The organism is Bacteroidales bacterium, assembly GCA_031276035.1.
Classification (GTDB): domain Bacteria; phylum Bacteroidota; class Bacteroidia; order Bacteroidales; family BM520; genus RGIG7150.
The window spans coordinates 41,716-66,818 of sequence record JAISNV010000010.1 but is presented as its reverse complement, the minus strand read 5'-3'; the positions used below and the strand labels follow the sequence as shown (position 1 = coordinate 66,818).

Below are 25,103 nucleotides of genomic sequence, written 5' to 3'. Positions count from 1 at the left end.
ATTATTAATTTCAGATTGTGCTATTCGATTAACTAAAAAATCAAATATCTATAAAGTTCAGGAATGATCTTTATTGATTCTATTAATGAATTCTCCGGATATATTAAAATTAAATATAGTTCATAGACGATAAAAACATTTATATTTCTTTTTAAATTACCATCATTTTTTAAGTATAAAAAATGAAATAAAGATTAACTTTGCAACATGAACGAAGAGAAAAATATTAATCGAAAAACTAAGTCGACATATAAAACGCAAACAGCTGTTAATGATAATATTTACGGCAAATTACCACCTCAGGCTTTAGACCTTGAAGAAGCTGTTCTCGGTGCAATTATGCTGGAAAAAGATGCGCTCACAGATGTGATTGAAATTCTTCAACCCGAAATGTTTTATTTAGACTCACATCAAAGAATATTTAATGCTGTAAAAAAATTATTCGCGGATAATAAACCCATTGATATTCTAACCGTAACCAACCAGTTAAAATCTTTTGGTGATTTAGATATTGTCGGCGGAGCATATTATATTTCAAAACTTACTAACAGAGTATCATCATCTGCAAATACGGAATTTCACTCTCGTATTTTAATGGAAAAATATATCCAGAGAAAGTTAATCGAAGTTTCTTCAATGGTTATTAAAGATGCTTACGAAGAAGTTACCGATGTTCTATCACTATTAGATAAAGCTCAAAACGAATTATTTGATCTTACCGAATCTAATTTTAGAACCGGAACCCGTGATATGAGCCTGATACTTAAGGAAGCAATAGATGAAATTGAAAAATCAAGAAAAAATACCGACGGATTAAGCGGGGTACCGTCAGGTTTTGTGGAAGTAGATAAAATAACCGGCGGCTGGCAAAAATCGGATTTACTTATTCTTGCAGCCCGTCCCGGTATGGGTAAAACAGCTTTCGCCTTATCAATGTTGAGAAACATGGCTGTAGATCATAAAAAACCGGTCGCGTTCTTCTCTTTAGAAATGTCGGCAGTACAACTTGTTACGCGTCTTATTTCTGCCGAAGTAGGAATTTCCGCGGATAAACTTAGAAAAGGAGAAGTTACATCCGAAGAATGGCTGGGATTAACAAGTAAAATAACAAAACTATCCGAAGCTAAAATTTTTATTGACGACACTGCCGGTTTAACTATTTTTGAAATGAGGGCAAAATGTAGAAAGTTGAAAGCGCAATACGACATACAATTTGCCGCAGTCGATTACCTGCAATTAATGTCTGCAGGAAATGAGAAAGAGCGTAACGGCAACAGAGAACAGGAAATCAGCACTATATCCCGAGGATTAAAAGCACTTGCAAAAGAACTAAATATCCCTATCCTCGCTTTGTCTCAATTGAGCCGTGACGTAGAAAAAAGGTCTGGTGAAAAAAAACCGGTGCTTTCCGATTTACGTGAATCTGGCGCTATTGAACAGGATGCGGATATTGTTATGTTTATATATCGTCCCGAATATTATAATTTCGGCAGTGATACCGAGAAAGGACTTGCTACCGAAGGGCTTGCCGAACTTAATATAGCAAAACACAGAAACGGTAAAACAGCTAATGTGCCGCTTAAGTTTATTGCTAAATATGCCAAGTTCACAGATCCTGATAACGAGTTTACTAAATTATATACTGATCCTGAAATGTATAATCCGAATGATTTTCCAACATCAAGTCAAAAAGCCGTTACCTTTCAATCAAAAATGAATATTGACAATAATTTAAATGATGATATTCCGTTTTAATTAAGCATAAAATTATCACAATGAATAAAATAAAATATTTTCTGATTTTGCTTTCTATTGTTTTTCCAAGTTTATTGGTTGGAAGTACTATTCTCATTACTATGGATAATACTCAAAACAATCATCTTAAAGCATACGGAATTGCTTATTGGGTACTACAAAATAATCTTGAAGTGGATTGGCTTTTGAATTATAAAGGAGGGAGCTTTGCCTGCACATATCTTGATCAAATTGAAACTGAATGTAAAATTCGTGGTGTGTCTTACACAGTAATTGCGGATGTACAGTACAATTCAATTCTTACAAGTATTGCCGATAACGAATCCAACACCGATGTAATAAAATTATATAATGCTCCGAAAATTGCGGTTTACACTCCACTCTCAAAATTGCCTTGGGATGATGCGGTTACTCTTGCCTTGACTTATGCCGAGATTCCTTATGATAAAATTTATGACAAGGAAATTATTGAAGGCGAATTAATCAAATATGACTGGTTGCATTTACATCATGAAGATTTTACCGGACAATACGGAAAGTTTTGGTTTGCCCATAAAGAATCTGCTTGGTATATACAAGATGTGAAAAATTCGGAAGAGCTTGCGCAAAGCCTTGGATTCTCAAAAGTTTCGCAATGTAAATTGGCGGTTGCAAAAAAAATTAAGGAATATGTTATGAATGGCGGTTTCCTGTTTGCAATGTGTTCGGCTCCTGACAGCTTTGATGTTGCTCTGTCTGCAGAAGGTGTTGATATTTGCGATTCGATGTTCGACGGAGATCCGATGGATTCCCAAGCTCAAAGTAAACTCAATTACGATAATTGTATCGCATTTACTAATTTCAAAATAAGTACAAATCCTTACGAATACGAAATTTCAGACATTGATGTTACTAATCATAGAAGTGTTAAGGAAGATTCCGATTATTTTGTTCTATTTGAATTTTCCGCAAAATGGGATCCGGTGCCTACCATGCTCTGTCAGAATCATGAAAGAATAATTAAAAGTTTCATGGGACAAAGTACTGCTTTCAATAAAAACAGATTAAAACCGAATGTGCTTATTATGGGTGAAAATAAATCTCTCGGCGAAGTGAAATACATTCACGGAGAACTGGGACAAGGCACATGGACTTTCTATGGCGGTCACGATCCGGAAGATTATCGTCACTATGTCGGCGATCCTCCAACCGAATTAACACTTCATCCTAATTCACCGGGATATAGATTGATTCTCAATAATATTCTTTTTCCATCTGCTAAGAAAAAGAAACAAAAAACTTAGAAACCGGTTGGCTCTTGCTAATTGACGATATAAAGTCTAAAGATTGTAAATTAAATTTTCAAAGCTGTCGCTGCAAAAAGTAAAGCGACAAGCAATTCATAATCAAACTAACAGAATTTCATTATTTTTGTGCTATGAATAAGATACTTGATAAAATCTCCGAAATAACTACTGAGGCAATAGAAAAAATATATAATATTGAATTTGATAAAAATCAAATTGTTATCCAAACAACAAGACCAGATATCGAAGGCGATTTTACTTTGGTTGTCTTTCCTTTTACAAAATTTTCGAAGAAAAAACCTGCAGAAACGGCTGAAGAATTAGGACAATATATAGTCAGTAATTGCCAGGAAATAGAATCTTTCAATGTAATTAACGGATTTCTTAACTTCGTAATGAAAAAAACTTTCTGGACTTATTTGTTGTCAGAAAATTATCTTAATGAAACTTACGCACAACAAAATATCAATCAGGAAAATAAAATATTAATCGAATTTTCTTCTCCTAACACTAATAAGCCCCTTCACCTCGGTCATGTAAGAAATAATCTTATCGGGACGGCAGTTTCAAATATTTTAGAAGCAACCGGAAATAAAATGATTAAAGTGAATCTTGTAAATGACAGGGGCATTCACATTTGTAAATCGATGATTGCTTGGCAAAAATGGGGAAACGGAGAAACTCCGGAATCAAAAGGGATTAAAGGAGATCATTTTGTCGGCAAATATTATGTTGAGTTCGACAAGCATTATAAGGAGGAAATTAAAAGTTTGATGAATGACGGAATGTCTGAGGAAGACGCTAAAAATGAAGCTCCTTTGATGAAAGAAACCCGCGAAATGCTTCAAAAATGGGAAGCCGGAGACGAAGAAGTTTTAAGTCTCTGGAACAAAATGAATTCTTGGGTTTATGAAGGGTTCAATGAAACATATAAAAGACTCGGAATTTCTTTCGATAAGATTTATTATGAATCACAGACTTATCTGCTTGGAAAACAAATTATAGAAAATGCCCTCGAAAAAAATATTCTGACTAAAGATGATGATAATTCCGTATGGATTGACCTTACAAACGAAGGGCTTGATAGAAAATTATTGTTGAGAAAAGACGGCACTTCGGTTTATATTACTCAAGATCTCGGAACCGCCGTTTTAAGGCATGATGAATTCGATTCAAATAAAATGATTTACGTTGTCGGAAATGAGCAAATTTATCATTTTGATGTTTTAAAGTCAACGCTTAAACATCTCGGCTACGGCTGGGCGGATTCTATTTACCATCTTTCATACGGAATGGTTGAACTTACTACCGGCAAAATGAAATCCAGAGAAGGAACAGTTGTAGATGCCGATGATTTGATGGACGAAATGTATGGAACCGCATTATCCATTATAAATGAGCAAGCCCGCACAAACAACGATGAAGCGGAAAATCTTGCAAATATGGTAGGTTTAGCAGCTTTGAAGTATTTTATTCTTAAAATTGACCCGAAGAAGCAAATGTTATTTGACCCAAATGAATCCATCGACTTTACCGGAAATACCGGCCCGTTTATTCAATATACTCATGCAAGAATTTGTTCATTGCTTAAAAAAGCCGATTGTAATTTATCAGATATAAAAATAAATTCAAACTTTATAAATTATAATGATATTGAATTGGCGATAATAAAAACCTTGCACGACTATCCGAATATTTTAAATAAGGCTGCAGATGATTTAAGCCCAGCTATTATTGCTAATTATATTTATGAACTTGCAAAACAATATAATAAGTTCTATCAGGAAGTGAATGTTTTAAAAGAAGATGATAATGAGCTGAAAATAATGAGATTAAAGCTTTCCAAATTTGTAGCCAATGTAATTAAAAACGGAATGAAATTACTTGGTATTGAAGTTCCCGAGAGAATGTAAATAAACCGATATAAATTAACTGTAAAAATTAATAATTATAAACAATCATTGTAAATTTGTCACAAAAGCAATAACCGAGAGCAACAAACTCGCACTATCAATAAAAAAATAATAATGAAGACGCGTGCATAATTTATATGTTTACAAATGATGATTAATTTAACAATAAACAAATTCAAATTATATTCGTATGAGTCCGACACTATCCAACTATCTAAATAGAATGAATTTCCTTTTTTGGCTCAATATTACGACAAACGTTAATAAACAATTCAAATTACATTAATATGAAAAAGATTATGATATTTATGATCGGAGCAATTATTTGCACACTTTATGCCTGTAACAAAAAACAAGCACCGGTTATGGGAAGTATAATTCATTATGACAAAAAGGCCACTCCCTATACACTGACTTTGGGAGCTTCGATTTACGATACAGGTGGTGATGCGATTACGGATAAGGGTTTTTGTTACAGAAGAGGTGGTGGCGTTGTTCCTACTTATACCAATTGCGACTCTGTTGTACAGGTTAGAGGATATACTTCGGTCGGTTATTTTGAACATGAAATCGGAGGTTTGCACCCAAACACTACTTACATAATTGTTGCCTACGCCGTGAATAGTGTTGATACATCATATAGTAATGCCGTATATGTTTCAACATTGAAATAACGGAATCTAATTATTTCAAAATAATTAGATTACAATAATTTAATTTGATTTTTATCTATAAACCGGTTATGGTAATTTAAAGCCCGGAATTAAATAATTCCGAACAAAGAACCAAAACATCAAAACAAATAATATGTCAGACGATAAAAAAATAATTTTCTCTATGGTGGGAGTTGGAAAAATCTTTCCACCTAATAAACAAGTTTTAAAAGATATATATCTATCATTCTTTTATGGCGCCAAAATAGGTATACTCGGATTAAACGGAGCCGGAAAATCTTCTCTTTTAAGAATTATTGCCGGTGAGGATAAATCTTACATTGGAGAGGTAGTTTTTTCGCCGGGATATTCCGTCGGATATCTTGAACAAGAACCAAAGCTTGACGAAAGCAAAACCGTTAGACAGGTTGTTGAAGAAGGTTTACAGCAGGTTGTAGATTTATTGAAGGAATACGACGAAATAAATATGAAGTTTACTGAGTCGATGGATGACGACACGATGATGAAGTTGATTGAACGCCAAGGTGAACTTACCGAACTTCTTGAAATGCACGATGCATGGAATTTGGATTCCAAGCTTGCGCGCGCAATGGATGCTCTTCGTTGTCCGGATGACGATGCTTTAATAAAAAACCTTTCCGGCGGAGAACGCCGCCGCGTTGCATTATGCAGATTACTACTTCAAGAACCGGATATTTTACTTCTCGACGAACCGACCAATCATCTCGACGCCGAATCAATTCAATGGTTGGAACTACATCTTCAACAATATAAAGGAACTGTAATTGCAGTTACACACGACAGATATTTCCTTGATAATGTTGCCGGTTGGATTCTTGAACTTGATAGAGGCGAAGGTATTCCATGGAAAGGAAATTATTCATCTTGGCTTGAACAGAAAACCAAACGCCTTGAACAAGAAGAAAAACAAGCAAGTAAAAGACGTAAGACACTGGAACGGGAACTGGAGTGGGTAAGAATGAGTCCGAAAGCCCGTCACGCAAAAGGAAAAGCACGTTTGAATGCTTATGATAAACTTATGAGCGAAGAAACGAAAGAAAAGGAAGAACGTCTCGAAATCTTTATTCCTAACGGCCCTAGATTAGGAAATAATGTTATTAAGGCGGAAGGTGTTATTAAAGCTTACGGCGAAAAACTTTTATACGAAAATCTTAATTTTGAATTGCCGCCTGCCGGCATTGTTGGTATTATTGGTCCTAATGGTGCCGGTAAAACAACCTTATTCCGGTTAATAATGGGATTGGAAAATCCTGATAGCGGAACCTTCACCGTTGGTGAAACCGTTAAAGTAGGTTATGTAGATCAGCAACACCAACAAATTGATCCGGAAAAAACAGTTTGGGAAGTTATTTCCGGTGGTAATGAACAAATTCAACTTGGAGGTAAACTTATAAACTCAAGAGCATATATTGCAAGATTCAATTTTTCCGGTAACGATCAGAGTAAAAAAGTAGGATTGCTGTCTGGCGGTGAAAGAAACAGATTACACTTAGCAATGACTTTAAAGAGTGAGGCCAATGTTTTACTTCTTGACGAACCTACCAATGATATAGATATTAACACATTGCGAGCTCTTGAAGACGGTCTGGAAAACTTTGCCGGTTGCGCAGTAATTATTTCTCACGACAGATGGTTTCTGGATAGAATAGCAACTCATATTATTGCTTTTGAAGGCGATTCACAAGTTAATTTTTTCGACGGCAGTTATTCGGAATACATTGAAAATCGCAAAAAAATGGGTATGGATGTCGGTCCGAAAAGAATCAGATATAAGAAATTAATGTAAATTTGCAAAATATCATCATTATTTATCAATATGAAAAAAATTATTATAACATTAGTATCCGCATTAGTATTCATTAATTTGCATGCTCAAATAGATATTCAAGAATATCTGGGAGATAATCTGTTTTATATTTTCGACAAAAATATTCATACTCTGCAAATACATCCGTCCGGATTGCCGACAAGTGACCCGGTCATAAGATTAGGTTATAGAGAAAATTTAACATGTAGTTTTGATGATTTCGATTTCGTAGGTAAAAGTTACGCTTATACTGTATATCATTGTGATCCGGATTGGAAAATATCGACCGGAATAAGACAAAGCGATTATATGTCTGGTTACTTTTTCGAAGATTATATAAGAGATTTTAATTCGTCACTTAATACTTTACGAAATTATATGCACTATACGTTTTCATTTCCCAATGAAAACATAGATATTAATTATTCGGGAAATTACGCTCTTGTTGTGTATGATGAAGAAGATAGTCCGGATAACCCTGCTTTTATTGCACGATTTTATGTTACCGAAAATGCTGTAGATGTTGCAACAACAATAGGATATAGCAAAAATCCGGAAAATTTAAAAACAAAACAAAGAGTCAGTTTTTCAATCAATACTTCAAATTACAGAATCGACGATCCGAATAGAAATCTGGCTGTATATATCAATCAGAATGACAGGCAATACAGCAAATTCAGGAATGTTCAGCCAATCACAATATCAGGCAATAACATTATTTATGATTTTCAAGATAAGTTTGAGTTTAACGGTAATAACGAATTTCGTTTTGCACATATATACAATGTAAAATTTCTTAGTCGTAAAATATATTCTATACATGTTGAAGATAGAGAATATCATATTTACCTTGATCCTGAGCCTACTTACAAAGGCAGACCGTATATAACACAAACTGACCTCAACGGAAAATTTTTAATTGAAGTTAATGATAATGATTACCCTGATACCGAGGCTGAATACGCTTACGTATATTTTACTTTAGTTGATGGAATCCCTTTTTCGAATACCGATGTTTATATTTGCGGAAATTTTAACGGTTGGCAATTCAACGAAGATAATATTATGACTTATAATTATGAAAAAGGATATTATGAAGGCAGTCTTTATCTTAAACAAGGCTATTATGATTATACTTACATAATAAAAAGAAACGATACCGGCATAATTAATGAAACTGAAATCGACGGTACATATTCGGAAACTCGAAACGATTATAAAATATTTGTATATTATAACAACCCCGGCGACCTTTACTATAAATTATTGTCTTATACAGTAGCAAGTAATTAATAGAAGTTTTGATGAAAAAAATCATTATTTCAAATAAAATAAAATCTAACTGTCCCGAATTAGTTCTCGCTTCAATAGAATGCAATGCGGTTAATAACGGCTTCTCCCCATTGTTGTGGAAAGAAACGGAGGAATTAATCAAAAACATAAAAAATAATTATCAAATTGAGAATATCAATAAGATTCCCGCAATTGCCGCAACAAGAAATGCTTATAAAATCTTAGGTAAAGATCCGAATAGATACAGACCATCCGCAGAAGCTCTTCTCAGAAGAATAATTCGCGAGATGGATTTACATAAAGTCAATACAATTGTAGATATAATTAACTACGTTTCAATTAAAACCGCCTACTCTATCGGTGGTTTTGATGCCGATAAAATTCAAGGCGATGAACTTTTATTAGACATCGGCACTGCCAAAGATAATTTTGAAGCTATAGGAAGAGGAAAACTTAATATAGAATTTTTACCCGTTTACAGGGATACGGTAAGCGCAATAGGTAGTCCGACAAGCGATGAAGAAAGAACAAAAATTGATATCGGCACAAAAAATATATTAATCGTAATTAATGCTTATTCTGGAGAAAAAGGTTTAAGCATTGCCGTTGATTTAATGAAAGATATGTTGGAAAAATACTCTGACGCCAATAATTTTAAAATATGGAGAAGCAATGAATAGTAAACTCAAGGAATTTATTAGTAAATACTACAGAAATTGGGGAGCGGAAACCATCTCCAACTCAGGTTCTAATAGAGAATATTATAGAATTTCATATTCTAAAGATAAAACTCTAATAGCAGTGTATTCACCTAATAGTAACGAAACAAAAGCATTTTTGCACTTTACTAAAGTTCTGGAAAATGCCGAGGTAAATGTTCCCCAAATAATATATGCAAATAAAAATGATAATATTTATCTACTTAAAGACCTTGGTGAAATTTCATTATTCGATATAATTTCGACAAAAACAACAAAATATCTTACAAAACATATGCTTGATTTATGTAAGAAAGCCCTAAGCCAGTTAGTTTATATTCAATTCGAAGCCGCAAATAAAATAGATTATGATAAAGCTTATCCTACCAGTAGAATGGATATGCAATCAATTATGTGGGACTTGAATTATTTTAAATATAATTTTCTGAAATTAACCGGAATTGATTTTGATGAAAGAGCTCTCGAAAATGACTTTCTGAATTTTACGGGTATAATTATGCAAATCAAGCCCCAAACTTTCGTGTACAGAGATTTTCAAAGCAGGAATATTATTGTCAACAATGATGAATTGGGGTTTATTGATTATCAAGGAGGAAGAAAAGGCCCCAATGTTTATGATCTGGCATCATTTATCTATCAAGCCAAAGCCAAATTCTCCGATCAAGACAGGGCAAATTTAATTTCCCATTATTTTAATGAAGTAAAAAAATACATTAGCAACTATAATCGAAAAACTTTTAAAAGAGATCTTAAGTTCGTTCGATTATTGAGAGCAATGCAAACACTTGGTGCATACGGATATAGAGGAATAGTTGAAAACAAACCTCATTTCGTTCAAAGTTTGGATTTGGGAATTGAAAATTTTATTCAGGCATTGGATGATTGTAGAAACGAACTTCTGATATTTCCTGAAATGAATAAAATTGTTGATGAAATAAAAAATAAATACCGGACAAAAAACACAGAAACTGATACGGATAATGTAAATGTTGTTAGAGAAACCCCGCTTTTGCTTGAAATATATTCTTTCTCGTATTTAAAAGACGACATTCCCACGCATGAAAAACACGGCGGCGGTTTTGTTTTCGATTGTCGCTGTTTGCCAAATCCGTTCTGGAAAGAAGATCTGAAACATCTCTCAGGACTCGATAAAAACGTAAAATATTATCTGAATTCTAAACAAGAAGTAAATGAATTCGTTAATAATGTGAAAAACATTATTAATCAAGCTGTCAGCGACTACTACGATAGAGGGCATGAAAGTCTCATGATTTCATTCGGATGTACCGGCGGAAAACACAGATCGGTTTATTGTGCGGAAAGAATCGCTGAAATATATAAAAAGTCTGATAAAGTAAAAGTTGTAGTTAAACATCTACAAAGAAAAAGATGGTAATAAATTTATTTATTCCTGCAGCAGGATTAGGCACACGACTATATCCTCTAACCGCCGATAAACCCAAAGCTCTTGTAGAGGTTAACGGCAAACCAATGATTCAACACATATTGGATAAATTCGTAGAAAACAACACTTTTCAAATTAATAAAATAATCGTAAACGTTCATCATTTCGCGGAACAATTAATTGAATATTTACAGAATTATGAGAAATACGATATTGTTATTTCGGATGAAAGAGAAATGCTGCTCGATACCGGCGGCGGATTAAAACAAGTTCTTGAGATTCTTAATGACGAAAAACCTTTGTTAGTGCATAATACAGACATCGAAACAAATTTTGATTTTAAAAATTTATTTGACATTGAATTTGATGATTCGATATTATCAACTCTTGTGGTGAGCGAAAGAGAAACATCAAGATATTTACTTTTTAATGATGAATTGGAATTGTGCGGATGGAAAAATATTAAAACTAATGAAAGCATTATTGTAAATAATAAAGTTGAAATTGCTCACAATTATGCTTTTTCCGGAATTCAATTGGTTAATCCGCAAATCTTGGATTTTTTACCTGATAAAAAAGTTTTTCCGCTTATTCCCGAATATTTGTCTTTAGCAAAAAATCATACCTTTAAAGCTTACCCCGCTAATAATTATTATTTTAATGATCTCGGAAAAAATAATCTAAAATAATTATGTTCCTCAAAAACCTTACAAAAAATATACTTTCTAAGTCTAATGAAAATCTGATTGATATTTGTATTGTTGTTCCGAACAACAGGGCAATTGTACATCTGAGGGAGCAATTTAAAGATGAATTAAGCGACGCAAATTTTCTTCCCGAAATACTGTCTATCCAGGACTTTATACTAAAACTTGCGATTCTGCAGAAACCAACAACAATCTTAAATTCCGTAGATTTACTATTGGAACTTTATAACATTTATAAAACAAGTGAGATTACGCAAAGCGATTTTAAGAATTTTATTTCTTGGGCATCAACAGTTTTAAAAGATTTCAATGAAATTGATCTTTATTTAGCTAATGCCGACGACGTTTTTACATACATCTCCGAAGCACAGGCCATAAAATTTTGGGCTCCTCAATATAATTCCTTGTCCGAATATGAGAAAGATTACTTGAAATTTCTTGAATCTTTAAAAGATCTGTATCATAATTTTAATAAATATCTTAATGATAAAGGTTACTCTTACACGGGACAGCTTTATAAAACAGTCGCAAACAATATTGAAAGCATCTCTAAATCAATTCATTGGAGTAAAATATATTTCGCGGGTTTTAATGCTCTCAGCAAGTGTGAAATAAATATTTTTGATTATTTATACAGGAATAATTTTGCCGAAATTATCTGGGATGTTGATAAATATTATTTCAATGATATAAGGCAAGAATCCGGTATTTTTCTCAGAGAAATGTATAGTAAATGGCCGGAAACTTTTCCCGAAATTTATGAAGACAACTTCTTTTCGGAAAAAAATATTAATATTATTTGCGCCGGCGGAAATATACAACAAGCTAAAATTGTAGGAAATATATTAACAGACAACGATTTTAATCCAAACGAAACAGCAATTGTTCTCGCAGACGAAGGATTATTATTACCGGTATTAAGTTCAATCCCTGAAAAATTTGACAAATTTAATGTAACGATGGGCGTTCCGCTAAACGGAAATTCTATCGGCTCATTAATTACGGATTTATTTACTTTACATTCCAAGTCTGTAATTTCCAATTCCGGCGAAACGGCATTCAGAAACGAACCGTTCAGAAAAGTTGTATTAAATCCTGTTTTTGAAGTAATTTTCGGTGAATACACGCAAGAATATCTGAACTTATTAAATCAGGAATATATTTTTGCATCAACAATAAATAAAATAATTCTTAAAATCGACAAAGACTATTTTGAAAACATTTCTAAAATATTTTTACCTTGGAACAATAACTCTCAATTGGCTTTAGAATCAATATTAATTATTCTTAATAAACTGATTGACAAATTAATCTTTAACTCATATTTCAACTTAGAAAGTGAAATTGCATATGATTTAAGCAAAGTTATTGAACGAATAATACTTCAACTTGAAAAAAATGAAGTAATAAAAAACCTTGAAAATCTGAATTTATTATTAAAATTCTATTTTCAGGAGGTATCTGTAACTTTTTACGGAGAGCCTTTGGAAGGATTGCAAATTTTAGGCGTTCTCGAAACACGGTTGCTTGATTTCAAAAATGTAATTATTACTTCTATGAACGAAGGAATTCTACCTAAGATAATAACATTTTCGAGTTTCCTGACTGGAGAAATGGTTAGAGAATATCAATTGCCGACACCCAAAGCAAAGACAGCAGTTTTCGCATATCATTTTTACCGTCTTATCCAAAGGGCGCAAAATGTTTATTTAATCTACGATTCATCAGATTCTCCCTTAAGAACAAGTGAAAAAAGTAGATATATAATGCAAATTATTAATGAATTGCCTCAATACAATCCGAATATTAAAATTAATTCAGTTGTGTATCAAAGCTCAATCGTTAGCAATAAACAATTAATTCCGCATCCGGTACAAAAAACAGAATACGTTATATCGCGTATAAATGAAATACTTACGGAGAAGGGAATATCCGCTTCCGTATTAAATGAATATTTGATTTGTCAAGTTCGATTTTACTTCAAATATATTTTGAATATCAGCGATATGTATGATACCGAAAGTATTGATCAAAGATTTATCGGAATCATGACACACGAAATATTAAAATTGTTATATCAGGATTATATTGGAAAAACCATTACTCCCGAAAACATAAAAAATATTGAAAAAAATATCGATAATTCCATCAAAATTATTGAAACTGATTATAAAAAGAATAAAGGAATTTCCTTCGATGTAGGAAGAAACTTCTTATTGAGAAATATTGTGAAGAACTACGTAGAAAACGCAATTCAGTCAGATATTAATACCGTAAATAATCTTTCATCCAGCATAAAAATTAAATCTATTGAAGAAAGATATTCCTGCAATAAAGAGTTTCTAATCAATTCATTCGGTGATATTATTGTCAAGTTTAACGGAATTGTGGACAGATTTGATATTTGTGCAGGAAGATACAGGGTTATGGATTATAAAACCGGTAAATGTAAGAAATTACCTGCCGTTGATATTGATAAACTGCGCGATAAACATGACGATAAGCTATTTCAACTATTGATGTATGCCTTGTTGATTTTTAATAATTTCGACGAAATATTGGAGTTGGACGCTGGAATATATGCTTTAAAAGAAAAAGTTTCTAAATCTGAAGGGGCAAAACAGGCGATGATTCCCGACGGTATTGATAGAGAAAACTTATTATCGTTCGAATCTTATTTAAAAGAAATTTTTGACGAGATGTTGAATCCTGATATTGTTTTTACAATCGCAAAAGATGAAAAAACATGTAAGACATGTAGTTATAAGGATTTGTGTATGATTTAAAAAAATATTTTAATCAAATATTTGACATATCAAAAAAAGTATTATCTTTGCACCGCAAATTGGGAGTTTAGCTCAGTTGGTTCAGAGCACCTGCCTTACAAGCAGGGGGTCACTGGTTCGACCCCAGTAACTCCCACAACAAATTAAGCACTAAAAGACAGCAACTTACAAGTTTTTAACTTCAGGTTGCTGTTTTTTTTATGCCTTTATCACGAATATTCTCAAAAAATATGTATATTTGTGACACAAATTTTTACAATATTTTTACAAATTGAAATAGAAGATGCAAAAGTTAATGAAATTTTAAAAGTAATAAAGGATGAAAAATTATATTGTGTATTAAAAATGGAAGAGTAGATATTTAGATAATATAGAAAAAAATATACAAAATATGCAGAGTTTATGAAAAGTTTATTTTTAAGACCCATACACAGATGATATTATTGAAAGATTCGAATCAGAGGTGATGTTAAAAAGGAATATTTAATTCCAAAATATAAAACAGAACAATTCTTTTTACCTAATGAATTGTAAAAATAAATACTCAAAAAAAAACAAATTATAAAAATCAAGAACTATGAGACAATTAAAAGACGAAATTATTATAGATTCTATGGAATCTGTAAAATTAACCAATTATCGCATAGTACAAGAATATGGAAAGTCACATTTTCACTCTATATTTCTTGAAAATATAAGTTCTATACAAACACAATACAAGCACAAACCAATATTATTTTTTTTAGCTATATTGTGTGTAATTGGAGGGGTTGTGCTTTTCTATATATCTTATGAAGATTTTTCTTATCTATTAATATGCGGTCTTGGCCTTATTTTTATTATATGTTACTTTTTTTCACGTAAACATATGTTGTCTATCTCTCCTGATGGAGGTAAATCAATAGATATTACTTTTGGGCGCGTTTCTCACGAAAAATTGCATGATTTTATCACAAATGTACAGGATGCAAAACGTGAAAAAGTTGATGAACTGCGTATAACAACTTGTGATTCTCAAAACTAACTTATTTATCAAAAATATAAAAGATGCCGTGTTTTCGGCATAATAAAAATATTATTAATTTTAAAAAAAATGATTATGAAAAAAACATTTAAAAAATCTATCCTGTTAGTGATAGCATTCACTTTGACGAGTTTGTGCACTTTTGCACAAAGCACCAAAGAACAAAATTTTGATTACGCCTATATTCACTTTGAAAATATGGGCAGCATTCCTATGACTGAACCTGAAATCAGTGCGCAGTGGCTGCATACAGCAAACTACTACAATCCTACTAATTATTACACCTACTATACTTGGAATGCACTTAGTCCCAATGATTTCTATAGAGGAACATACCAGCCTAATTCTTGGATAATATGTAGGGTTACGGTAGTATTTCGTGTGCCCGGAAGCAGCGACGGCGCCTATAAGGCGTCCAAAGAATGGGACTTCACCATTACCGACCATGTAACATTTACAAGAAGCGACTTTACTTTTATCGGCAGTTCAACTTACGAGCCTAGACCTGATCAATATTAGATGATTGCTTTTTAAATAATAAACCGGAATACATAAAATCCGGTTTATTATTTTTCGATATAAATTAAAATATTATTAACTAAAAAAAGAATGATTATGAAAAATTTTAAACTATTAACAGCTTTATTTGTAATGCTGTTTGTATCAACAGCAGCCTTAAGCCAACTACCAGTTTCTTCAACTTTTGTTCGAGACTACCCTATTCAAGTCTCGGTTTATGATCTTAATAGCCCTGTTACTGTTACTCTACAATGGGTTGGTTCAAATGGTCTAATTATGGAAAGAAGCGTACTTTCCACCGTTGCCCAAGTAGGCTCTGGTGTACATGTGTATCAATATGAATTATTTCAATATTCTATTTACCCAATACAATCTACTATTATTACTGTTGTATATGGTAGTGAATATCATATAGGCAGATATAACGGTTTTGTAAGCAATGCAATACGCGCAAATGATCCGGGTAATTGGCAAGTGTATTTTTAGTTATTTTTATGGAACGAAAACGAAACAAACTGTAACAAAAAAAAGTTAAACAATTAATTAACAATAGAATAAAAAGATAAGACACGCCACTAAAAGTCAATGGTTCGCCCCCAGCAACTCCACAAGAGGCGAAGCGGTTATAACAAAAGTTATTAACCGCTTTTTTGTTTTAATACATACATTTTATATCTTTCTTGTCATTTGTAAAAAAATACATTAATAAGATAAACAATCATAAGGACTTCACTAAAGTTATTTACCATAAGGTCGTCTATTGAAAAACGATGAATAATTCAATATTCAGGATTGCTAAATCAAAAAGATGCATCCAATAAAGCATTGAAACAAAGGATAATCAAACTAAATCTTATACTTTCAATTCTTTTAAATCAGCATGTTCAATAGATCTACAAAAAATCGAACAAAAAATAAAAAAACCGATGTAAATTAATGGAAATTGATTTGTCCTAATAAAATTTTTATATGAAAATTATTTTAGATATTTTTAATTTTGGACTTTTCGACAAAACATTTTGAGCCGTAAGGCAAAATGGATTTAAAATTTATGTTTTACTTTTGCATTGTGAATTTTTATCTAAACCGAATAAAAAAGATAAATAGATTGATTTGATAATTCCGTTTTGTATGTAACTAATATTAACGGCATACAACTTAAAACAAAGAATACAATGAAAGTAAATAATTTTTTTCTAAAACGGGGCATTTGAATTTACCTGACGCATGGAGTTTATCCCTTTCGGTAAACCGGAAACATTTTTCACAGAATATTTACAAATAAAAATATAAAATAAGATGAAAACAGTAAAATTAAACAACGGTGTAGAAATGCCTATCCTCGGATTCGGTGTTTATCAGGTTGAACCTAATGAAACGGAAAAAGTAGTAACTGACGCCTTACAAATCGGATATCGCTCCATTGATACGGCAGCAGTTTATATGAATGAAGAAGGTGTTGGACACGCTATCAAACGCAGTGGAATTCCACGCGAAGAATTGTTTATTACAACTAAACTTTGGATTCAGGATGCTGGAGACAAAAATGCAAGGAAAGCTTTTGAAAAATCCATGCAGAAATTACAATTGGATTATTTGGATTTGTATTTGATTCATCAGCCTTTTGGCGATATATACGGTTCTTGGCGTGTAATGGAAGAACTGTACAAAGAAGGTCGAATACGTGCTATCGGAGTCAGTAATTTCTATCCGGACAGAATTCTGGATTTTATATTACATAATGAAATTGTTCCGACTGTAAATCAGATTGAAACACATCCTTTCAATCAACAAATCGCAACGCAAAAATTTCTCGAGAAAAACAAAGTTCAAATCGAATCGTGGGGACCCTTAGCCGAAGGAAAATTCGATATTTTCAACAATAAAATTTTAAAATCCATCGGTGAAAAACATGGAAAAACCATTGCACAAGTTATTATTCGCTGGATGGTACAACGTGATGTGGTAGTTATTCCAAAATCGGTTCGTAAAGAAAGAATGGTAGAAAATTTTGATATTTTTGATTTCGAATTATCTGCTAACGATATGGAAACAATCAAAACCCTTGATACAACACGAAACATTTTATTCGACCACCATGATTTGGAAATGGTAAAATGGCTGGGTACACATAAGTTTTAATATTTAATCGAAAAATTGTATGGACAAAAAAGTTTTAATTATATCGGCAAGTCCCCGCAAAGAAGGAAATTCCGATTATTTGTGCGATGAGTTTATCCGTGGTGCGACAGAAGCAGGCCACGAAACCGAAAAGATTTTCTTTCATAATAAAAAGATAAATTATTGTCTCGGTTGCGGAGCCTGCTACACTACTCATAAATGCGTGCAGAAAGATGATATGGCTGAAATATTGGATAAAATGGTTAATGCGGATGTATTGGTATTCGGCACACCGGTTTACTTTTACACAATGGATGCACAGCTTAAAACCCTTATCGACCGTACTGTTCCGCGTTATACTGAGTTAAAGGGCAAAGCTTATCTTATAGCTACTCTTGCAGATAAAGGCGAAGAAACAATAACGGGAACCATTGCCGCTTTCCGCGGATTTATGGATTGTCTCGACAATGTTGAAGAAGCTGAACATATTATCGGCTATGGAGCCTGGAACAAAGGCGATATTATCGGCAATCCTGCTGTCGAAAAAGCTTATGAAGCAGGAAAAAATGTATAACAATAAAATAAAGAAAAATGAAAACAATCGTTCTATCATTAATTATTATGACAACAGCTATTTCTGCGTTCGGGCAGAACAACAAAACATTGGTAGTGTATTATTCCCGTACAGGAAACACGGAAGCCATGGCTAAACAAATACAAACACTGACAAAAGCGGATATATTTCGCATTGAGACAGTTAATGCTTATCCGGAAGGTTATCATGAAACAACAGACGTTGCGAAAGAAGAAAAAAACAATAATGTTCGTCCCGAAATAAAAGGGAAAGTGGAAAATATAAATCAATACGATACGGTTTTTGTGGGTTTTCCTATCTGGTGGGGAACTTATCCGATGGCGATAGCGACTTTCTTGGATAATTATAATCTTGAAAACAAAACGATTATCCCATTCTGCACACATGGCGGAGGTGGTGTTGATCAAGGATTTATCGATGTTAATAAACTAACTCCGAAATCAAACCACAAAGACGGACTTAGCTTGAGCGGAAGTCGTGCAAACAATTCAAAATCCGAAATTGAAAAATGGCTTCGGGAAATAGAGGTTAATAAATAATTAGTTTTTTTGAGAATATAGGATGCGCCTCGACATTGCCCAAACGAGTTTGGCTTTGTTCTTGGCCTTCACTATATTCTAACAAAATGCTATCTTTGCTGAAAAATAAAGTTATGGAAGCTAAAAACGAGAAATACATTACGTTTAATTATTCGGACATTATTTATAGTTACTATTTCAGTGACGACTGTATGTGTACGAAGATGGTGCGCGACCATTTCCTAGTTTATGTTTATTCCGGTGAATATGTTCTGGAGGAAGGAAAAAAGAAAACTGTAGTTCGTCCGGGCGAATGTGTCTTCTTACGACGGGATAACCGCGTTGAAATGACAAAACAACCGAAGAACGGCGAACCATTTATGGGAATATTTATCTGTTATAAACGCGATTTTCTGCGTAAAGTTTTACAAAAATTCGAAAAAAGAGATTTATCCATCGAAACAACAAAGCACAAACAAAGTGTTATTAAGTTACCCGAAACCCCAGATATTAAAGGACTTTTCCTGTCGATTACTCCATATTTCGATTCATCGATAAAACCATCGGACGATATAATGTGTCTGAAAATGTTGGAAGGCGTCCACTCTTTGCTGAATATTGACGAACGGTTTTATGCTACACTTTTTGATTTTACCGAACCTTGGAAAATAGATATTATTGATTTTTTGGATGAGAATTACATGTATGAATTATCTATTGATGAGATAGCATCTTTTACAGGACGAAGCCTTTCTACATTTAAGCGGGATTTTAAAAAGATAAGCGAGTTGTCTCCGGAAAAATGGATAATTCAAAGGCGGCTCGAAGCAGCATACGAAAAATTGCAGGAAGTTGGGAAATCCGTTTCGGATGTATATATCGAAGTCGGGTTTAAAAATTTATCGCATTTTTCATCAGCATTCAAGAAACAATATGGAGTAACTCCAAGTAGTATGGGACAAATATATTATTAAAATTGTATTACAACGGAAGTAATTACTTTCTCTTCTTATTAATGTAGGCTTCTATGTTGTTATTCACAACATTTACTTCAGTCTAGTTTTCTCTAATAACAATGCCTTGTCCGTAATACTCATGCACAAAAGCACATAATCATTATCCTGTTTTACCAAGAACACAATGAATACCAATAAATTGAATATGGTAATCATAAAATTGCACATAATAAAATGATGTAAAAAATTTATTATATTTGCAGTGACATTATTAAAATTTTATTAACTAAAAAAGAAATGATTATGAAAAAATTGAAAGTACTATTAGTGTTTTTTTCACTATTTATGGTATCGGGCATGGTTTATGGACAGCACAAAGTACAAACAACTGTTGAAATTATTTGTCCGGAATCAACAGAGGTTACTATTACAGTTACATCTGTTGATTCTAATAACCATGTAATTGTTCAAGAAAAAACTATCAATCTGGTAAATGCATCTTTACTTCTTGGTGCTCATGTCGGTTCTGCTTTGTTTAGTATGGATAGCAGTACGAGGATGCTATATATTACCGCATCAACACTTTCCGGACGTTATGGAAGCCAAAGCTATAATCAACATGTAGGAAAAGTAACGTTTGATTTCAGGTAAATTTTAGAAAGGATTAGATTGATTGCTTTTGATAATAAACCGGAATACAAAAATATTCCGGTTTATTATTTTCAATAATTATTTTTCTATAAAAACATAATTTAAATACAGCAAAAAAACTAATAATCAATAAAATTATACGATTAAAAAATGAAATCAAAGTAGATCAGCGGTTCATGTACCGGAACTGAAAAATAACAAATCACTGTGAAAAAATAAAAAATAGCACTAATTAATTAACTATCGAAAAGAATATAAAACAAACTATAGCAACAACAGCTATTCAATTCTAAGAATTTTCAAATTTATGACAACTTTTTTATATCTGTAATCTTAGTTATTAATCTTTTATTACTTTTTTATTATCATTATCAGGTTTTACCTATTCACAACCAATTTTCTTGCATCTGCTTTTTCATTATTTATATACAATACGTAATAATAAATTCCGGTAGAAATATCTGATAATGAAATCTGTGTTTGATAATTTCCTTTATTGAGCTTTCCTTGAATAGAATTTTTTATCAATTGTCCTAACGTATTATAAATTCGAACTTCAACATTACCTTCGGTAAAGATTTCATAATTTATTATTGTACTTCCTGTAGCCGGATTAGGAATATTCTGACTCAAGATTCCTTTGGAGTTATTTTGTTTATTATAATTTTCTGTTTGAGTCTTCTCTATTTTAGGCAAACCGGCTAATAGCACCTCTGTTTTCTCTTTATGTGCTTGAATAGATTCAGGCTTGATTTCGGCTAAACGATAATTATAAATAGCATTTGACTTCAAGCCGGAAGTATCTTCTTCAATTTCCATAATCAAATGGATATCACCAAGGTCAATAACGGCAAAAATGCTGTCGGCATAGCTCGGCGGATTTTCAATTCTATCTTCATACCAATCTATTGCAAGTTGCCATGATTTTTCCTTTATATTGCAGCGTGTTGCCAAAAAATCCGCAACACTAAATAAAGAAGAATCAGAAGGAGATATAGAAGAAAAGTAATCATATAAATTATTATAATCTTTATTTGTTAATTGCTCTAATGCAAAAAGCTCATGCAAGGCGGCAACAGCAAACCGACTTTCCGGATAGCCTTCAATTAATTCCTTAAAGCTTGCTCCGGCATTACCATAATCTTCTATAGCAAAATAAGCTAAACCCGCTTCATAAAGAATTGCCGCTAAATCAGGTTCAGATGATGAAGATTTTCCCGGCTCCCAAATTAAATCGCAACTAAAAGATTTGAAAGGATAAAGATCTTCTTCTCTATCAAAATTCTCTCCCCAGTAATTATTATTAATATCTTGTGCATTTCCTAAGTATGGAGAAATAACATCCCAATAAATCAAGGGATCGTAATAATCATTACCGAGATTATCTTCATCTACTATTTGATTATATTGAAACATAACAGGAAAAGAGTTTGCCGAAGCATATAATTCGAAAGAACTGTTATCTTGGATAATCTGGGCGTTTTGCAGGTAATTATTGAATGTTGTATAACAGTTATTATAGAGTTGTATCCCGAAATTATTCTCGTAAATATTATTGGATCTAAAATCGCCAACAGAATTATAGAGTTCTATTCCGGTTTCACAGCCGGAGATATTATTTTTACGGATAATAACGGATACTCTAACGTTCTGCGACTCAGATAAAGTATTTCCACCGCAACCGCTCAATGAAATCCCGGTTTTATAGCCGCTAATCAAATTATTAGAAATATCATACATTGATAAATTTTTGAGAAGTATTGCTGGACAACTATCATTGTCTGTAAAATTATTATTACTAATCGTTGCTGTTGGTTTAAAATCCGTATCATTAATTGTTGCCGCAGAATAATCCGATAAGAATGCAGTTTCATTAAAAACACAACTATCCAACACAGATACGCTTGCAAATGTTTCGACATTACTGCCGTTATTAAAAATACAGTTAGAAATATTCAGTTTGGTTCCTCTATGCGTAAGTTTAGTGTTATTAAAAGTAACATTTCTCAAGTTATATTGTTTATCTCCATCATACAACCAGGGATTTGATGAACTATTAGTATTTTCCAATAAAATACCGTTGACATTATTAAATGCTACATTATCGCCTACTATGAAACCGCCGCCTTTTACTTGTATTGCAGGGATAGAATCTCCTGCGACACCGTTAATTTGTGCACCGGACTGAATGACTAAATTTCCGTTATTTTCAATAATTAATTTGCCCCCGTTAAGTAAATTCAATGAATGGTTGCTCAGGATTGTTAATGTTGCATTGTTGTGAACACGAACTTTACATGGAATTTCTGCAATATCATCTGTAGTTGCATCCCGTGTTATCTCGAAACCGTGAGCAAAAAGATTAAGCGCCGGATCTCCAAACAGATTTAGTGCATATTTATTTTGCTTTTTATTTAAATTAACACTGCCAGCAACTTTACTTGCAAGCATCAATTCACCTACTATCGAAATATTATTTGCCATAAGATTATACGGCATAAGTTCAAAATAATAACGAATATTTGAGTGATATGGCGGATAATATATAGGAATCGTAATAGTTGTTGAAATAAAACGAGAGGCGCCAATATAACCTACAGCACCTTTATGCGGTGAATAACGGGTAAGAAATTCCCCCAAACATTCCGCATTATCAAAATGACCTGTTTCCGGTGCATAAGCATTGATAAATGTGTAATTACGTTCATTATTAAGTTCATTGGAAAAATCAAGTTGGGTTATATACTCCCAATTATCTATGCCGCCTTTACCAAAATACTGGGTAAAATTGGAATCCCATAAACTAAATAAAAAACTCTCGTTAATCGGTAGTGACCATGTCCAAGTGTTCAAACAATCAAAATACCTAAACCTCCAATAGTTAATATGTCTTAATGAATTTATAAAGTCGCCAAACTCTGCATTATACAAAAGATAACCATAACTACTACTAAGGCTATAATTATTAATGTATGACCCATTTTTAATATAGGCCCTATTAGTAATATCCCTTTCCCTGAAGAAAGTCTTTTCAACCATATTATATAAATGTTCATTATTTTCAACGCTAAACCTACCGATAAACAGATCGCCGACATCATCATATTCTCCTTCTTCATCTTTGGTTATACAACTGTAGTAATAATCTGAAGGCATAATATCATTAGGATTATTATAAACTGCAATATCATGATCGAATGATGTTGGCATACCTGTATTGTTTTCATAAACATCTCCTACAAGCAATACATAAGCCAAATGCCCGTCTAAGGTGTGCTGCGCATTCTTACCTTCGTAAACACAACGAATACAGGTGCGGATACGCTGCTCTTTTTTATATTTACTTTGTGATGGGATGCTATCTTGTCCTTCATAATAAAATCCTACCGCATCAGAAAGTATATCCGCCACATTAAGAATTACTACATCAAAGCCGTTATAAAAAGCCCGGTGTTCTGCTAAACGGGTCAATTGCGAGTTGGGGTCGGAAGGATTAAAGAAGGCAGGATCGGTAATAATCAGATAATCGGCAACAAGTTGGCATGCCTGTGCAGTATCTGTGAGGTTAATATATTGTACATTACCCTGTTCAAAACCGTCTTTTTCAAATGCCTTGTCGTTTACCAAAGCACTAATTCCGTTATCTTCATAATTAATAAAAGTAGTTGCGGCTACTTTATTAAAAATACCTGTATTTTGTCGTATATCGCCTTGAGGATTAGTGAAAGTTAAAATTATTTCTACTCTATCTATTACGGATAATTGATTTGTTAGCGGACAATATTCCACGGGGTGCAACAATAGCTCTGCAAAACGCTGAGAACGAAGTGCTCCGGCCGAAACAACTTCTGCAAAAGGTTCCAGAAATGAAGAACACGGCAGTGAATATGCATCATTATTTATGTAAAACACTTCGGTTTGTACAGGATGCCCATCGCTATCCTGTCCGAAAATAATATCAGGCACAGGATATAATTTATATGAAGTCATTGATTGGCGCGAAATAATCTGATATTCAATATCTATTTCTTCACACACAGGTATAGCCACCTGATACCTAAGAGTAGGAATTTCAGGATAACCAGCAGGATTAACGGCTTCGCCGCCGGGTAAAATCAAACGGCTATAAGATGTACCGTTTACTAATGTATCGGTTTTGTAAATACCCGGAACGGTGAGTTTAAGACTTACAGACTGAGATGTGGAACTTAAAATTTCGAGTTCGGAAACAGAATGTTCAGTGTTTGAAAAACCTATCCAGTTTTGCGACCAAAGCTTTGTTGTGCAAAACAGGATGATTAGTATTAGAGTATGTTTTTTCATTTTAATTAAAAATTAAGAGTTAAAAATTAA

The 25,103-nt window shown here is 32.9% G+C and carries 19 protein-coding genes and 1 tRNA gene; 19 read left to right on the top strand and 1 reads right to left on the bottom strand.

Annotated features, from left to right (window positions below):
• Positions 1-207 precede the first annotated feature (207 nt).
• The 19 genes from dnaB (at position 208) to LBP67_02320 (ending at position 20,750) form a co-directional block, all read left to right on the top strand.
• The gene (dnaB, locus tag LBP67_02410) at positions 208-1,755 is read left to right on the top strand and encodes a replicative DNA helicase (GenBank protein ID MDR2083832.1); all 1,548 of its coding nucleotides are present in this window, start codon (positions 208-210) and stop codon (positions 1,753-1,755) included.
• Between the two features lie 20 nt (positions 1,756-1,775).
• Entirely contained in the window at positions 1,776-3,038 is a 1,263-nt protein-coding gene (locus LBP67_02405) for an asparagine synthetase B (protein MDR2083831.1), read from the top strand.
• Between the two features lie 134 nt (positions 3,039-3,172).
• Entirely contained in the window at positions 3,173-4,954 is a 1,782-nt protein-coding gene (gene argS / locus LBP67_02400) for an arginine--tRNA ligase (protein ID MDR2083830.1), read from the top strand.
• Positions 4,955-5,241: 287 nt separating this feature from the next.
• Entirely contained in the window at positions 5,242-5,628 is a 387-nt protein-coding gene (locus tag LBP67_02395; GenBank protein ID MDR2083829.1) for a hypothetical protein, read from the top strand.
• 133 nt (positions 5,629-5,761) lie between these two features.
• Complete coding sequence (gene ettA, locus LBP67_02390; GenBank protein ID MDR2083828.1) at positions 5,762-7,435, top strand: energy-dependent translational throttle protein EttA; 1,674 nt, start codon at positions 5,762-5,764, stop codon at positions 7,433-7,435.
• A gap of 30 nt (positions 7,436-7,465) precedes the next feature.
• Positions 7,466-8,749 (top strand): DUF5103 domain-containing protein, encoded by a 1,284-nt coding sequence (locus LBP67_02385; protein ID MDR2083827.1) that lies wholly within the window; start codon positions 7,466-7,468, stop codon positions 8,747-8,749.
• A gap of 11 nt (positions 8,750-8,760) precedes the next feature.
• Complete coding sequence (locus LBP67_02380) at positions 8,761-9,429, top strand: hypothetical protein (protein ID MDR2083826.1); 669 nt, start codon at positions 8,761-8,763, stop codon at positions 9,427-9,429.
• Positions 9,422-10,864 (top strand): phosphotransferase, encoded by a 1,443-nt coding sequence (locus tag LBP67_02375; protein ID MDR2083825.1) that lies wholly within the window; start codon positions 9,422-9,424, stop codon positions 10,862-10,864. The genes LBP67_02380 and LBP67_02375 overlap by 8 nt, the downstream gene beginning before the upstream one ends.
• Positions 10,858-11,562, top strand: coding sequence for an NTP transferase domain-containing protein (locus LBP67_02370; GenBank protein ID MDR2083824.1), 705 nt, complete (start codon positions 10,858-10,860; stop codon positions 11,560-11,562). The genes LBP67_02375 and LBP67_02370 overlap by 7 nt, the downstream gene beginning before the upstream one ends.
• A 2-nt stretch (positions 11,563-11,564) precedes the next feature.
• Positions 11,565-14,366 carry a PD-(D/E)XK nuclease family protein gene (locus LBP67_02365; GenBank protein ID MDR2083823.1) on the top strand — a complete coding sequence of 934 codons (2,802 nt, stop codon included), beginning with the start codon at positions 11,565-11,567 and terminating at the stop codon, positions 14,364-14,366.
• Positions 14,367-14,427: 61 nt separating this feature from the next.
• Positions 14,428-14,502, top strand: a tRNA-Val gene (locus LBP67_02360).
• Positions 14,503-14,943: 441 nt separating this feature from the next.
• Complete coding sequence (locus LBP67_02355) at positions 14,944-15,390, top strand: hypothetical protein (GenBank protein ID MDR2083822.1); 447 nt, start codon at positions 14,944-14,946, stop codon at positions 15,388-15,390.
• A gap of 108 nt (positions 15,391-15,498) precedes the next feature.
• Positions 15,499-15,909 (top strand): hypothetical protein, encoded by a 411-nt coding sequence (locus tag LBP67_02350; GenBank protein ID MDR2083821.1) that lies wholly within the window; start codon positions 15,499-15,501, stop codon positions 15,907-15,909.
• A gap of 132 nt (positions 15,910-16,041) precedes the next feature.
• On the top strand, positions 16,042-16,395 hold the full coding sequence (locus LBP67_02345) for a hypothetical protein (protein MDR2083820.1): 354 nt from the start codon (positions 16,042-16,044) through the stop codon (positions 16,393-16,395).
• Positions 16,396-17,208: 813 nt separating this feature from the next.
• Entirely contained in the window at positions 17,209-18,051 is an 843-nt protein-coding gene (locus LBP67_02340; GenBank protein ID MDR2083819.1) for an aldo/keto reductase, read from the top strand.
• Between the two features lie 19 nt (positions 18,052-18,070).
• A complete protein-coding gene (locus LBP67_02335; GenBank protein ID MDR2083818.1) occupies positions 18,071-18,604 on the top strand; it encodes a flavodoxin family protein in 534 nt (177 codons plus the stop codon).
• A gap of 17 nt (positions 18,605-18,621) precedes the next feature.
• The gene (locus tag LBP67_02330) at positions 18,622-19,164 is read left to right on the top strand and encodes an NAD(P)H-dependent oxidoreductase (GenBank protein ID MDR2083817.1); all 543 of its coding nucleotides are present in this window, start codon (positions 18,622-18,624) and stop codon (positions 19,162-19,164) included.
• A 113-nt stretch (positions 19,165-19,277) separates the two neighbouring features.
• On the top strand, positions 19,278-20,117 hold the full coding sequence (locus LBP67_02325; protein MDR2083816.1) for an AraC family transcriptional regulator: 840 nt from the start codon (positions 19,278-19,280) through the stop codon (positions 20,115-20,117).
• Between the two features lie 285 nt (positions 20,118-20,402).
• A complete protein-coding gene (locus LBP67_02320) occupies positions 20,403-20,750 on the top strand; it encodes a hypothetical protein (GenBank protein MDR2083815.1) in 348 nt (115 codons plus the stop codon).
• Between the two features lie 378 nt (positions 20,751-21,128).
• Here LBP67_02320 and LBP67_02315 read toward each other — a convergent pair whose 3' ends face one another.
• Positions 21,129-25,073, bottom strand: coding sequence for a C25 family cysteine peptidase (locus LBP67_02315; GenBank protein ID MDR2083814.1), 3,945 nt, complete (start codon positions 25,071-25,073; stop codon positions 21,129-21,131).
• Positions 25,074-25,103: the final 30 nt, after the last annotated feature.